Raw genomic sequence first — 15,162 nt, 5'->3', positions numbered from 1 at the left:
CTATAATATAAGCAATTTATTTGTAATTGTTAGGAGAATTAAGATGGCAATAAAAAATCAAGATTATATAAAAAATTTAATCAGAGAGTTGATTTCTTTGCCAAGTGAAACAGAATGGGTTGAATTTAAGCATAATAACGATGAACCTCAGATGATAGGTGAGTATATTTCTGCTTTGGGCAATTCTGCAACTTTATGGGGAAGACCTAAAGCATATTTACTCTGGGGTATTGATGATAATACACATAAAATTGTAGGAACTACATTTGATTATAGGGAGAGTAAAAAAGGTTCGGAAGAACTTGAAGCATGGTTATCTCGAATGACAAATCCAAGAATAGACTTCAGATTTTATAAAACAGAAATTGAGGATAAAAATGTAGTATTACTCGAAATTCCATGTGCAGAAAAGCAGCCAATTAAGTTTTCAGGTGAAGAGTATATTAGAATTGGAACAAATAAGAAGAAGTTGAAAGAATATCCTGATAAAGAGAGATCTCTATGGGCAGCTTTTGATACAACTCCGTTTGAATTAAGAAATGCAAAAGATAATATTTCGTTTCATGAGGTGTTAGATGTACTGAATGTAGCGGGATATTATGAAAAGATGGGGTTTGCATTACCACAAAATAACAATAAAATATTGGATGATTTTACTAATGAAAAGTTTATAAAAAGAAATGATTCCGGAAGCTATGATATTACTAATTTAGGAGCATTACTTATTTCAAAAGATTTAAAGAATTTTGAGAGTTTAGCTCATAAATCTATAAGAGTAATTTGGTATAAAGAGAACAATAGACTTGACACGATACGGGAAAAAGTATTTAGTGAAGGTTATGCTATTTCATATGAGGAAATTGTAGATTATGTTTTGACTGTCATTCCACAGGAAGAGATAATTGAAGACTCTATAAGAAAAACTAAGTTGGGTTATCCGGAGATAGCAATTCGTGAGTTAATTGCCAATATCATGATTCATCAAGCTATTGAACAAAAAGGGACAAGTCCTATGGTTGAGTTATTCAAAGATAGGATAGAATTTTCAAATGCAGGTTCGCCATTGGTTTCGATAGACCGCATTGTTGATACAGTTCCGATTTCAAGAAATGAAAATCTTGCAGGATTTATGCACAAATGTGGGATTTGTGAAGAAAGAGGAAGTGGTTTTGATAAGATAGTATATGCGACAAGTAAGAATTCTATGCTTGCTCCTAAAATCGAAAATCAAAGTGATAAATTCACAAAAGTAACTCTCTATTTGAAAGCTCCTTTTGACTTGATTAGTAAAGAAGATAGAATAAGAACTTGTTATATGCAGGCTTGCTTTGTCTATGTCAATGGAGAGAGCATAACGAATAATTCGCTCAGAGAATTATTTGATATAAGTGATAAAGATAAATATAAAGCATCGAGGATAATTAAAGATACATTAGAAGCCAAACTTATTAAGCCAGTTGATGAAAATACAGCTCCGAGATATATGAAGTATATTCCTTTTTGGGCTTGATTTAAGTTGCAGTAAGTTGCAAAATCGTGATTTATGCAGTATGAATGGGAGATAAAACCCAGTAAAATAAGGATTTTTAGTAAGTCAAAACAGAAAAATTAAGTTGCAGTAAGTTGCAGCACATAGAATTTAAAGGTGATTAGAGTAAAATCTAACCACCTTTTTTGTTTGTAAAAAAGAAGGAGGTAAAAATGCGAATAAATGATTTTCATAACTTTTTGGAGCTTGTAAAACAAGATGTGCTTCAAAGTGAAGCAGAATATCTGAAGCTACTAAAGGTTGTCGGAAACAATCAGAGATATGACTTTAGAAGTCAGCTTAGTATCTATGATAGAAATCCTGAAGCGACAGCCTGTGCCAAGTTCGATTACTGGAGGGAACACTTTAACCGAACCGTTATGCGAGGTCAAAAGGGTATCCCCATTTTAGAGGACTACGGCACATATAAGAAAGTGGACTATATCTTTGATATAGGTCAGACTGTTTCAAGAAATAGGGATGTCAATGAGGTCAATCTTTGGAGATTTGATAAGGAAGTTCATAGAGATGTCTTAAAGGAAATGATAGAAAACGAAGGTTATGAGGAAAGAGAAAGCACATTAGAAAATATCTTTTCTTTAAGCAGACTTTACGGTGATGAAAAGATAGATAGCCTTATGAATGAGCTTAGAATAGCAGATGAGGATAGAATATCTTTTACCAAGTTTGTGAGGGACTCAATAAGCTATGCAGTTGCCTCAAGATTTAAGGCAGATTATCCGATAGATAACGAACTTTTAAGAGAGAATTTTCAAAGACTTGACAGCATTTCCCTTATGAGCTTGGGTGAAACCGTATCGGATATTAGCGGAAAGATTATTGATGCAACCATTCAGAAAAGTAAAGAGCTTGATAAAGAGGTTTTAAGAGGTAAAGAAGCAGGATATAATATGATTAGAGAAGAAATTGAGGAGGTAGAAGAAAATGTACTTCGACGAGATGATCAGAAAAGAAATGAAAACGAGCGAGTTCTCCGAAATGGAGAGTACGGACGAGATAATAGAGAAAATCAGGGAGAATACGCTAAACAGCTTGGAGGAACAGACGGACTTCATGAAAGAATTCCCGAATCCGACTTACGCAGTGATGAGGCTCACTTACCTTTCACAGAGCGAGGAGCAGAGTCACTTCGAGATGTTGGTAGACCTTTACAAGGAGAAGAAGCTGACAGGACACCTGATGGATATTCAGAAACAAGCGATAGAATTTATGAGAACAGAGAAGCCGAAGCTGATGGCAGCTTGGAAGATAGAGGGCGAGAACAATCCGCAGTATGGGGCAATGATTTCAGCCTTAAAAGAGATGACCATCAAGGAAGTGGTAGAAATCTAAAAGAAAATACTGAAGCAGAGATAAGAGAAGCTGATAAGGCTTCTTTTTCTTTGCCTAAAAATTCTTATGGACAGATGAGGCTTACTATTCCTCTTAATCAGAAGGATATAGACACTATCCTTATTAACGGAGGAAATCACGATAGCGGTAGGCTTCCTGTTATCGCAGAGTTTTCTAAAGGAAAGAGCAATGAAGAATTGGGAGAATACCTCAAAGATACCTTTAGGGGTGGAAATGGATTTTACATTGACGAAAGAGAAGTATCTTCCTGGTATTCGGATAAAGGAATTCATTTAGCTTACGGGACTTCTGCAAGAGAGGATAATACACAAATTTTAAGCTGGCGTGATGCAGCAAGTAGGATAAATGAACTTCTTGACAGAGGTGAGTTTGCTACAAATGTAGAACTTTTAGAGGCACAGGACTATGAAAGGGATAGAATTTCAGAATCCTTATGGTATCTAACGCACGATTTAAGCGAAGAAGGAATAGAGCAAGGATATTTCAACTCTTTTGAAAGAGGTGGTGGCTTTCCAGAAGAAACGAAAAGATTGTCTGAAGCGTTAAAAAATCCTGAATATCTGAAAGAAACAATCAAAGAATATAGTAGGTTTTTAGAAGGATACAAAGAAAACAGAGATGTACTAAGGTTTCATTATCACAAGGTTGATAGCCTTTATCAAAGACTCAAGGAACTTGAACTGCCACGAAAGGAATATAGTACCAATCTGATAGAGCTTCCTAAAGTAAAGCCGTTTATTACAGAAGATGAAGTCCTTGAAAGTCTTTCAAGAGGAAGCGGAATAGATAAGGGAAAAGAGCGAATTACAAAATTTTTCAAGGAAAATCATACGCTTCAAGAAAAAGCAAATTTCTTAAAAGATGAGTATGGCATAGGTGGAAGCTCTCATGCTGTTTCAGGTGCAATGGGAAGTGATGAATGGCACGATGCTAAGGGACTTAAATTACAGAAGAAAGATTGCAGTGATGTTTTTCTTACTTGGTCAAGCGTGGCAAAGCATATTGATGAACTGCTTTCTAACAATCTTTATCTTGAGGAAAAGAAAATAGAAGGTAATTCAGAGATAGAAGAAGCAAAAGAACCACAATATTATTCTAAAGATGATCCTGAAAACTTAATGACCGATGAAATGCTTGAAAGAGTGCCTGAGCTTTATGCACAGGAAGATGTGTCTTTAGCTGACAAGGAAGTTCATGCTGCATATATCATTCCGTTTAGAAGTAATTGGACTTGGTATATGACAGAATACGATAGGGAAAGTGGAGATGCCTTTGGACTTGTACTTGGGATTGAACCTGAATGGGGATATTTTAACCTTGAGGAGCTGAAAGAATTAAATGCCCAAAGGCTTATTTTAGAAGATTTTCCAAAGACCTTTAGAGAACTTAAAGATACAGAGCTTGTAAAACAAATGGATGAACAGGAGCTTCGATTAGTCTTTAATGGAGAGCTTAGCTTTGAAGAAGAAACAGAGCTTGAAGTACCTAAAGAAGTAGGAGAAAGAATAGCTGCAACACCTGTTCAAGGTACGCTATTTGATTATTTCAAAGAAAGAGAAGAAGTAGAGCTTAATGAAGAAAAGGAAAGCCTTACCGATGAATTTACAGTTAAAGAAGGTGATACCGTCTATTTCAACCATGAAGAATACAGGGTTAGGGAGATTTCTAAAAATCAAATCACAGGAAGAAATGATTTATGGCTTGATCCCGCAAGACAAGGTAATCATCAAATCCCGATTGTAGCCTTTACAGATAATGAGGATTTATTAAGACAAATAAGTCTTGAAAGACCTGAATTTATCATCGGTGATGAAGTGAACTACAAGGGAAAAGACTATACCATCACAAGATTTGATGATATGGGAAATAACCTAAAGACAGTAACGGTTAAGGATAATACTGAATATCTTGGAGGTATGATTACAGGCTCCGATGTAATTCCTTATCGTCTTGAAAGCGATCTTGAGAGGATATTTGAAAATCTGACTTATATGAAACCTGAAAAGTCTTTTGAGGAAATAGAAATAAAGAAAAATGAAACTCATAATTTCAAGATTACAGAAGAAATACTCCCTGCAAAGTTATCTCCCAGTGAGAGGTTAAACAATAACCTTGAAGCAATCTCTATGCTTAACAGGGTGGAAAGCGGAGAGCGAGAACTTGATACTACAGCTCAGGAAATTTTAGCGAAATATGTAGGCTGGGGAGGACTTTCCGATGTCTTTGATGAAAGTAAGGATGGACAGTGGAAAGAAGCAAGATCTTTCTTAAAGGAAAATCTATCGTCATCAGAATATGAAGCTGCAAGAGAATCAACACTAACCAGCTTTTATACACCGAAAACTGTCATTGACGGAATATATAAGACGCTTTCAGGTATGGGATTTAAACAGGGAAATATCCTTGAACCGTCAATGGGTATCGGAAACTTTATAGGGAATCTACCTGATGAAATGAAAAAGTCCAAGTTTTATGGTGTAGAGCTTGACTCCGTAAGCGGTCGTATTGGAAAGCTCTTATACCCTGAAAGTGATGTGCAAATTAAAGGATTGGAAGAAACGAGCTTTTCCAATAACTTCTTTGATGTGGCTATCGGTAATGTTCCCTTTGGAGAATATAAGGTAAATGACAGGGAGTATAACAAAAATAACTTTTTAATTCATGACTACTTTTTTGCAAAATCCATTGATAAAGTCAGAAATGGAGGTGTTATCGCTTTTATAACATCTTCAGGGACGATGGATAAAAAGGACGAAAGTGTCAGACGCTACCTTGCAGCAAGAGCAGAGTTTTTAGGAGCCATCAGACTTCCGAATGATACTTTTAAGGGTGTTGCCGGAACAGAAGTAACATCAGACATTATTTTCCTAAAGAAAAGAGATAGTATCAGAGAAAGAGATGAGGACTGGATATACCTATCTGAAGATGAGAACGGTCTTTCATACAATAAATACTTTGTGGATCACCCTGAAATGGTACTTGGAAGTATGGAGGAAGTATCGGGAAGATTTGGAAATACGATAGCTTGCCTTCCAAAAGAAAATGCTGACTTAAAGGAATTACTTACAAAAGCAAGTGAAGAAATTTCTAAAGATGCTAATTATGAAGAAATAGAGCTATTTGATGATGAAATCAGCACAATACCCGCAACAGACGATGTCAAGAACTTCTCCTACACACTTATTGACGATGAGGTGTATTACAGAGAAAATTCTCTTTTTGTAAAGAAAGAGATAACCGACAAAAATAAGGAAAAGATTAAGGACTATCTTGAACTGAATACTGCCCTTAAAGATGTTATCTACAAGCAGAAAGAGGACTATTCCGATGACGAAGTGAAAAAAGCTCAGGAAAAGTTGAATGAAGTCTATGACCGCTTTTCTAAAAAGCATGGCTTTGTCAATAACCTAAGTAATACCAGAGCCTTGAAAGAGGACAGTAACTTCCCGCTTGTTTCGTCCATAGAAATCCTCGATGAAGAAGAAAACTTTAAGGCAAAGGGAGATATATTCTCCAAGAGGACAATCACAAAGGCAAAGACCATTGACCATGTAGATACTTCCCTTGAAGCTCTTGTGTTATCTATGTCAGAAAAAGGTTATGTTGACTTTGAATACATGGAAAACCTGACAGGAAAAGATAGACCTACTCTAATAGAAGAATTAAGGGGAGAGATTTATCTAAGTATCAGGGAAGAACAGAACTTTTACAGACCGCTATCCTTTAACCCCGAAGATGGAGATTTGCCTTTCGCCTGTGCAAATGGCAGCAATTCATATAAGTATGGCTATGTTACAAAGGACGAATACCTATCCGGAAATATCAGAGAAAAGATTACCATCGTAGACAGTTACCTTGCAAAGTTAAGACAGACCGAAAGAGAACTACCCCACCTTGGCTATGCGGAAGATGGCAAAGAAAAAGAGCTGATAAGCTATGAAATGAACCGATTGGAATACCAAAAAGCGGAACTTACCAAAGTATTACCGAAAGAACTTGAAGCAAGTGAGATCAGTGTTCGTCTTGGTGCAACTTGGATACCGATAAAAGATATAGAAAAGTTTATCTTTGAAACGCTGAAAACACCGGGCTGGGCAAGATGGGATATTAAAGTCAAATTCTCAAACCTTACAAGCGAATGGAATATTGAAGGAAAGAGCAGAGATAAGGGTAATGATCTTGCAGAAATGACCTACGGAACATCAAGGGTAAACGGATATAAGCTGATTGAAGATGCCTTAAACCTTAAAGAAACAAAGGTCTTTGACCAGATTGAAAATCCGGACGGCTCAAAAAGTTCTGTTCTAAATAAAAAGGAAACTCTCCTTGCAGGACAGAAACAGGAGCTTCTAAAAGAAGAATTTAAGAACTGGATATTTAGCGATCAGGAAAGAAGAAACAGACTTGTAAAGCTATATAATGAGCGTTTTAACTCTATCAGGAATCGTGAATATGACGGAAGTAACCTCTCTTTTGAGGGAATGAATACGGAAATAGAGCTTAGACCTCATCAAAGAAATGCCATTGCAAGAAGCCTTTACGGAGGAAATACCCTGCTTGCCCATGTGGTGGGAAGCGGAAAGACCTTTGAGATGGTCGCTTCCGCAATGGAATCTAAAAGGCTTGGAATGTGTTCTAAGTCTTTATTTGTTGTGCCGAATCACTTAACAGGACAGATAGGCAGAGAATTTATGCAGCTATATTCGTCAGCCAATATTATGGTGGCGGATAAGAAAGACTTTGAGCCAAGAAACAGAAAGAGGTTTATCAGTAAGATTGCTACCGGAGAATATGATGCGGTTGTGATCGGGCATACGCAATTTGAAAAAATCCCAATGAGCAAAGAGTATCAGGAGAAACATATTCAGGATCAGATTGATGAAATTTTGAACTATGTGGAGGAATACAAGCACGACAGAAACCAGAATTTTACGGTTAAGCAACTTGAAAAGACCAAGAAAAAACTGGAAGCAAGGCTTGAGAAACTAAACGATGATTTTAAGAAAGACGATGTCATTACTTTCGAGGAACTGGGTGTTGATAAGCTTTTTGTGGACGAAGCACATGGATTTAAGAATTTGTATCTTCATACAAAAATGCGTAATGTTGCAGGAATCAGTCAGTCGGAAGCCTTTAAGTCCTCCGATATGTTTATGAAATGCAGATATATGGATGAGATGACAAACGGGAAAGGAATAGTCTTTGCAACAGGAACACCAGTAAGTAATTCTATGACTGAGCTTTATACCATGCAGCGTTATCTTCAGTATGAAAGCCTTAAAAAGAATAATTTAGAGCATTTTGACTCTTGGGCTTCTACCTTTGGGGAAACGCAGTCTGCTTTTGAACTTTCTCCGGAGGGAACAGGGTACAGAGTAAAGACAAGATTTTCCAAGTTCTATAACTTGCCTGAACTAATGTCTATGTTTAAGGAAGTTGCGGACATTCAGACCGCAGATATGCTAAATCTTCCAACACCTGAAGCACACTATGAAGTAATTAAAACCTTGCCGAGCGAGGAACAAAAAGAAATCCTAAAGGGATTATCTGAAAGAGCGGATAAGGTTAGAAATAGAGTGGTAGAACCTGATGAGGATAATATGTTAAATATTACTAATGATGGTAAGAAACTTGCCCTTGACCAAAGACTGATCAATCCCCTACTTCCTGATAATCCTGACAGCAAGGTGAATGTTTGCGTGAAAAATGTCTTTAGTATTTGGGATAAGACCAAAGAAAATAAGTCTACACAGCTTCTATTTTCCGATATGTCCACGCCAAAAGGAGATGGAGAATTTAACATTTATGATGATATTAGGGATAAACTTGTAGCTATGGGCATACCGAAAGAAGAAATAGCATTTATCCATGAAGCGAACTCCGATAAACAAAAGGACGAACTCTTTGCAAAGGTGCGTAAGGGAGATGTAAGAATATTACTCGGCTCTACTCAGAAGATGGGAGCCGGTACAAATGTGCAGAACAAGCTGATTGCACTTCACGACCTTGATGTCCCTTGGCGTCCTGCTGATCTTGAACAGAGAGCAGGTAGAATTGTAAGACAGGGCAATGAAAATAAAGAGGTAAATATCTATCGCTATGTTACGGAGAATACCTTTGATGCATATTTGTGGCAGACCATAGAAAATAAGCAGAAGTTCATTTCTCAAATTATGACCAGTAAGACTCCCGTTCGTGTTGCGGAAGATGTGGACGAAAGCTCCCTTAACTATGCAGAAATTAAAGCTCTTGCCACAGGGGATCCGAAGATTAAAGAAAAGATGGACTTGGACAATGAGGTTACGAAACTTAAAATGCTTGAAGCAAACTATAAGTCCAATCGTTATAGATTAGAGGACAAGGTTGCTAAAAACTATCCGGAAGAAATTGCAAGAACAGAAAAACTTATTGAAGCTGTTAAGAAAGATATATCAGAAGTTGAACCGAAAGCAGAAGGCGAGGAAAAGTTTACTTCCATCACGATAAATGGTGAGAAAATTTCAGATAAAAAGATAGCCGGAGAAAAGCTGCTTGAAGCCATTTCCAAAGTAAAAATCAATGAAAGCAAGTTTATCGGTAAGTACAGAAACATGGATTTAGAGGTCAGCTATAACTTCTTTACCAATGAGCATAACTTCAGTTTAAACGGTGCTGCAAAGCATTCCGGAGAGCTTGGAGCAAGTGCGGACGGAAATATCATAAGACTGGATAACGCTCTTGAGAAAATGCCTGAGAAATTAAATAGACTTGAAGAAAAACTCATCAGCACCAAAGAACAGCTTGAAAATGCCAAAGAGGAACTTAAAAAACCGTTTGAAAAAGCTGATGAATTAAAAACTAAGGTATTAAGGCTTGCGGAACTGAATAAGCTTCTCGATATGGGAGAAGTGGAAGAAAAGAGAAATGACAATCCCCTTGTGGAAGATATAAAACGAGCGATTATTGACTTCTGTAACAGAGAGTATGAAGAAAACCACAGCTACGATGAATTTGACACGCTGTATCCTGATTTAAAGCATATCGGGATTGCCTATACCAATACACCGGATGAAAGGCATGGGATTCAGTACGAACTGAACTTAGAGGATAAGACATGGACACAGTACATTGATGATACTCCAATCAAAACTGAGAGTTTTGATTATGAAAACAAGGGAGAAAACGAAACTCTAAGAAATATGAAAAATGAGATTGAGTTATCCTCTTTTGAAGATTTGATCTATGTTGATTCCGAAGATTTAAGGGCAGCACTCGGACTTGACATTGATGATGAGGGAAATTTCTATGATCCGCTTGCAAAAGACCTTGACAATGACGGGATTCCCGACAGATATGACAATGATTTCCGGGACAGTGATTACTTTGAATCAACCTATGATGTGGAAGATAATCTTCATACAAAAGAGGAAACTTCTCAAAGAACGGAAGATAAACCGTCTATTTTAAGACAGATCAGAGCTTATCAAAGTGAAAGCAAAACGGAAGAGAAACAAACTACAAAAGAACAGGAATATGCAAGATAAGGGAGCGAACAGCTCCCTTTTACCATGAAAGGAGATATAAAAACATGGATTACAAAACAATAAGGGATAGAATTGAAGATATGGCAAAGGATAACCATAAGGACTTCGTAAAAGCGGTTATCAGTATGGAGAAAGGTATTAATGATGAAAGTGCCTTGGATAAGCTATATGATGCCTATATGGCTAATGACACCATCAATCTGCTTCATGAAGATTTCGATTATATGATTGAAGATTTAAGAGAACAGGGACAGATAAAAGACCTTCCCTATATTCAGGGGGAAAAAGATGACCTTATCAATATCGTCGGAAATGTTGTTGGAGAGGTCGATGTAGTTGAAAGGGAAAATAAGGACGGAGAAGCCTTTAAGGTGGCAAATTTCTCTGTTGTGTCCAAAGATGATGAGGGAAATAAGGTATATCATAATTGCTCCGCTTATGGAGAAAAGAGTGATATTCCAAAGGACTTTAAACAGGGAGATTTTGTGAAACTCTTTGGTCAAATCAGAACTTCTATTGATGATAACGGCAAGGAACACAGCAATGTAAGAATATTATCCTCAAAGCTCTTAAAGGCAAAAGAACAGATGAAAGGACAGGATAAGAGTCAAGAGATTACTAAATTGAAAAGCGAGATAGAAGAAAGAGAAAAAGACTTATTTTATGCAGATTCTTGGGAACAATCAGGACAGATTAGAGCAGATATTGAAAAAATGAAAGCTAAGTTAAATACCTTGCTCAATTCTGAAAAAGGGAAAGAAAACGATAAAAAATCCATACTTGGTGCTATCAAAGAATATCAGGCGGAAGATAAGGAAAAGCCTAAAGAAAGTAAAGAAAAAGCAAAGGAAACGGAGAGATAAATTTATGTCGGTGCGGTTTTCGGATTGCACCGGCTCTTTTTTGTTGCTCAAAAAAAGGAGATAAAGATTATCTCTCCATCTCCTTACCCATATAAATTCCATAGTTCTTTCGTATCTGATAAAGCTCGTCCATAGTCGATTTTGAGGAAGAATACTCCTGCATAAGAGTATTCTTTTTTTCTTGCAATTTATCAAGCTCAGATAAAATATCCCTTGAATTTGGGAGTTTGGAATAAGTCTTTTTAAGTTCAGAAAGAGCATTTTCATAGAGGGTAATCTGAGCTTTGTATTCCTCGAAAAATGCCCTATCAGACGGATTCGCCTTATATTCCTTGTAATAGGCACGATATTTTTTGACAATATGAACTTGCTCCATCGTAGTGGATAACTGTTCCATTTCCTTATCAAACGCTTTGATTTTATCCTGTAAATTTTGTCTTTCATCAGCACTTTTCTTGATAAATTCATCAAGTTGCTGAACGGATTTTATGCCATGTTCTCTGATAAAGATAACGGATTCTGCCATTGTATTCAGATTATGTTTCGTCGCCCAGTATTCATAGCCTTTGCTTTCCTTTACCTTCACATTGGTATTCATATCAATAACATTTCCAATGCGTTTTTTAACGGTAGGCGTCTTAATAAACTCTCTTTCAGCTATTCGTTCTTTTAATCGTTCCTCCGTATAATCTTCGCCAATCGTCTTAGCTCTTGTAAATCTGGGCTTATCTTTCGGCTTAAAAGCGATATGTTTGCCATACTTAATTTCATAGCCAAGTTCAGTCATTTTCTTTAAAAATTCGTCCCAATCCTTAGACTGTTTTATCATGCGATCAATGTCAAATTGAAGTCTATTTTTCCAAGAAGTACCTCTCTTTGCCTGTTCATTTTCATACCAAGACTTTCCGTTCGTCCTATATTTTTTCTTAAAGCTTTCGTAGTGTTCATCAATGACGGAAAGGTTGTTTTCTTTGCATAGCTTATCACTCTGGTAACGGATCTTATGATAGCTTTTCTTATTGGATTGATAGCACTTGCCGGTAACCATATTTACATTATTGAATATTATGTGATTATGGATATGTCCCTTATCTATGTGTGTAGATAAGACAAACTCATACTCATCTTTTAATATCTTTTTACATAACTCAAGCCCAATTCTGTGTGCCATTTCAGGTGTAGCTTCTCCCGGTAAAAAGGATTGAATTAGATGTCTTGCAAGGATAGTTCCTTTTGTTCCTGCACTTTCCCTTGTCCTTAAAAACTGGGTATGAGCAGTTGACTGATGGCATTTATTGGTACTGACTAAAAGCTGCTCATCTGTTTTTTCCCCATTAACGATGTAATCAATGGCAAGATGAAGGGTTGATTTTATAGGGTGTATTTTTGTAATAGCCATAAAAACTAATCACCTCCTGAAGTCTTGTTAAGAAGCAAGGAATGGATTTGCCACAACTCTTTTGAGAAATGTTCAATCTCTTTTTTCATATCATTGATGTCCTCTTTGTAGATAATACCGGTCGAATTTACTCGCTTTGCAATCTGATTGATATTATTTGTAGCGTTGGAAAGCAAGCCCTGTAAATCTCGAAACGGCTCTAAATCTATCTGATAAATTTCCTTTTCCAAAACACATTTGCGGATAAAGTGGCTCATATTTCTGCACCTTGCAAGTTTTCTTTTTTCCTCAAAAAGAGCTTTTTCTTCTTTGGTCAACTTAATTTCAAGTCGTTCATTTCGTATCCTATTTGCCATAGATAGTTCCTCCTGTATATGAATTTCGGGGTCTTAGGGTCTCCCTAACAAGCTAAAAATTGATAAAAAAAGAAGCAGATCCTAAAGGGCTGCTTCATCAAATTTTCCGTAAGTGTCCGTACACTTACTGTGCTTGCTACAAAAGAATGATTAGGGAAGCAAGCATTAAGCAAATTTTAAATTTATAACAAAATTATATCATAAAAGTTTATAGTTGCTAAATTGAAAAAGTAAATTCCAGTGCAGAAGTAAATTCTACTTAGTTTAAAAAAATCCCAAAAATCAGGCAGTTTGAAATTTCATTTCTGCCTGATTTTGCTATAATAATGCATAACAACCTCAAAAAAATCTCTTTCCGGGCATGGGAAATAAGCCACAGGACAAGTCGTGTGTAGGACTAAATTCCACTGGCTATATCAAAAAATGTAAAAGATTTGCCCTGTCTGACAGCAGATATGCTTTGGGTTGTTGGGTTACTTAAAGCGAATCAGCTTGGGCCTCAGACAAACCTCGTCAGGATGAATGAGCCCGAGCTGAAGTGCTTTTAAGACATCTTCTCCATATCGCTTTAGTGCCCTTTGATAAGGAGTATCTCCGTTTAGGCTTTCCCTTGGCGTGGAATTGATGTGGTTTACAATGCGATTCACATCCCATTGTGTAAGAAAAGCAAAAGAAGAGCCTTTTGGAAGAACCATGCGAAGCATGGTGTGGGCTTGCTCTAAGCCCCCTTTTTGCCCACTACGCATAGGATCGCAATAATAGATGCTACTACGTTGGATTCCATTAGGATTTGTTTCCAAAGCGACAGGATCGCCAAACTCCGATCCTCGGTCTGTGAGGATATATTCAAAGATAGATTGAAAGTCAAAGACATCTTCAAAACGTCTTTCTAAACGGTCAAAGACTGCTTTGACTGCTCCCTTTGTACATCGATTTAACAGATAAGCCAGGAAGAGCTTTTCCTCAGTAAAGAAAAAGGTCAGTAGAGTTTTTTGCGAATCTCTGCATGAATGGACGGTATCCATCTCTATAAAAGCATTTAATCCAAGCTTCAAGAAATCCTCATAGCTTCGACCATGAAATATTTCGCGGTTTGAAATCTGTGTTTTATGGCATTTCCTTGGTTTGAATGTCACCTTCCGTTTTAAATCGATATTTTTGGAAGTAAAAATTCCTTGGTCAATGTAAGAGTACATGGTGCGAACAGACATCTGTAATTCTGGATGATTCACTAAAATCTGGTAAGGGGATTGTCCCTTTGCAATCAGAGGAGTAATGATGCTGTCCTTTTCTCTTGCTTCCTTTTCGGAAAGATTTATGCCTCGACGAGAGTCTTTAAGGGTTTCCCTGTATTTTCTATCAGCAAATCTGGCATCATAGGTATATTTATGGGCGATGCTGCAGTGATGAAGCTTTTGTGAGCAGCCATTACAGACATAGGGAGCTTTCATTAGGCGATTACAGCATTCCTTTTCGAAGTCCTTACAGGTCTGATTGCAGCTAGGACAAGAAGTACACTTTATCCCACAAAGAATAATCTTCTTACAGACATTTGTTTTACGACACTGGTAACGATGAACGCAAAAGTTCTTTTTGTTCAGAAAGCTGCCCTTGTGATACCAGTTTGATGCTCGGTGTTTCTTCACTTCTTTAGAAATGGTAGAAGGGTCTTTGCAAAGATACTTGGCAATCTCCTTGAAGGAAAGCCCTTGATTTAGACTTTGCTCTATAAAAAGGCGGTCTTCTAAAGAAAGATGTTTTTGGTTACCGGGAATGATTTTACTCATAATAAACTCCTTCCATTGCTGTCAGAAGGAGTTCAAACATACCATGAGTGGTGTGAAAGAGAAAATATCAACTGTGCAGAAGTAAAATCTACCGAGAGGTCAATGAGTAGAATTTAGTTTTTCATTTTTGATTACTCTATTAATAATGAATGAGTGATAGTCTAAAGCGCATATCTTGTGTTATAGTAGCTACAGCGGAAGCCCTCCTTATGTTTGTTATTTTGTGGTGATCTAACTTTAACACAAGACAGGTGCTTCCGTTTTATTATTTAGTTGTGATGTAACAAATGTATTGTAATCCTACATTTATGGAGAAACTCTATCGAGAAAGT

5 protein-coding genes and 1 pseudogene are annotated in these 15,162 nt (G+C 36.9%); 3 read left to right on the top strand and 3 right to left on the bottom strand.

The features are described from left to right. Window positions 1-43 precede the first annotated feature (43 nt). From J4O15_RS01520 to J4O15_RS01510, 3 genes and pseudogenes are all read left to right on the top strand, one after another. Window positions 44-1,510 carry an RNA-binding domain-containing protein gene (locus J4O15_RS01520; protein ID WP_004832506.1) on the top strand — a complete coding sequence of 489 codons (1,467 nt, stop codon included), beginning with the start codon at window positions 44-46 and terminating at the stop codon, window positions 1,508-1,510. A gap of 191 nt (window positions 1,511-1,701) precedes the next feature. After that, the gene (locus J4O15_RS01515) at window positions 1,702-10,425 is read left to right on the top strand and encodes a helicase-related protein (RefSeq protein ID WP_208099425.1); all 8,724 of its coding nucleotides are present in this window, start codon (window positions 1,702-1,704) and stop codon (window positions 10,423-10,425) included. Window positions 10,426-10,469: 44 nt separating this feature from the next. Beyond that, a pseudogene (locus J4O15_RS01510) lies at window positions 10,470-11,024 on the top strand (single-stranded DNA-binding protein); the annotation flags it as partial. A gap of 331 nt (window positions 11,025-11,355) precedes the next feature. Here the strand turns inward: J4O15_RS01510 and J4O15_RS01505 are convergent. The 3 genes from J4O15_RS01505 to J4O15_RS01495 form a co-directional block, all read right to left on the bottom strand. Further along, window positions 11,356-12,687 carry a relaxase/mobilization nuclease domain-containing protein gene (locus tag J4O15_RS01505; RefSeq protein WP_208099423.1) on the bottom strand — a complete coding sequence of 444 codons (1,332 nt, stop codon included), beginning with the start codon at window positions 12,685-12,687 and terminating at the stop codon, window positions 11,356-11,358. Window positions 12,688-12,692: 5 nt separating this feature from the next. Continuing rightward, window positions 12,693-13,043, bottom strand: coding sequence for a plasmid mobilization protein (locus tag J4O15_RS01500; RefSeq protein ID WP_208099422.1), 351 nt, complete (start codon window positions 13,041-13,043; stop codon window positions 12,693-12,695). A gap of 473 nt (window positions 13,044-13,516) precedes the next feature. After that, window positions 13,517-14,830 (bottom strand): IS30 family transposase, encoded by a 1,314-nt coding sequence (locus J4O15_RS01495; protein ID WP_208099421.1) that lies wholly within the window; start codon window positions 14,828-14,830, stop codon window positions 13,517-13,519. Window positions 14,831-15,162 lie beyond the last annotated feature (332 nt).

Origin of the sequence: Lachnoanaerobaculum sp. Marseille-Q4761, from assembly GCF_017565785.1 — a bacterium.
GTDB lineage: Bacteria > Bacillota > Clostridia > Lachnospirales > Lachnospiraceae > Lachnoanaerobaculum.
This window is presented reverse-complemented; position numbering and strand designations above follow the sequence as displayed.

Bases quoted from the DNA above. Each gene is read 5' to 3' on its own strand.
- J4O15_RS01500 (WP_208099422.1), bottom strand. From the start codon at position 13,043: ATGGCAAATAGGATACGAAATGAACGACTTGAAATTAAGTTGACCAAA.
- J4O15_RS01520 (WP_004832506.1), top strand. From the start codon at position 44: ATGGCAATAAAAAATCAAGATTATATAAAAAATTTAATCAGAGAGTTG.
- J4O15_RS01495 (WP_208099421.1), bottom strand. From the start codon at position 14,830: ATGAGTAAAATCATTCCCGGTAACCAAAAACATCTTTCTTTAGAAGAC.
- J4O15_RS01515 (WP_208099425.1), top strand. From the start codon at position 1,702: ATGCGAATAAATGATTTTCATAACTTTTTGGAGCTTGTAAAACAAGAT.
- J4O15_RS01505 (WP_208099423.1), bottom strand. From the start codon at position 12,687: ATGGCTATTACAAAAATACACCCTATAAAATCAACCCTTCATCTTGCC.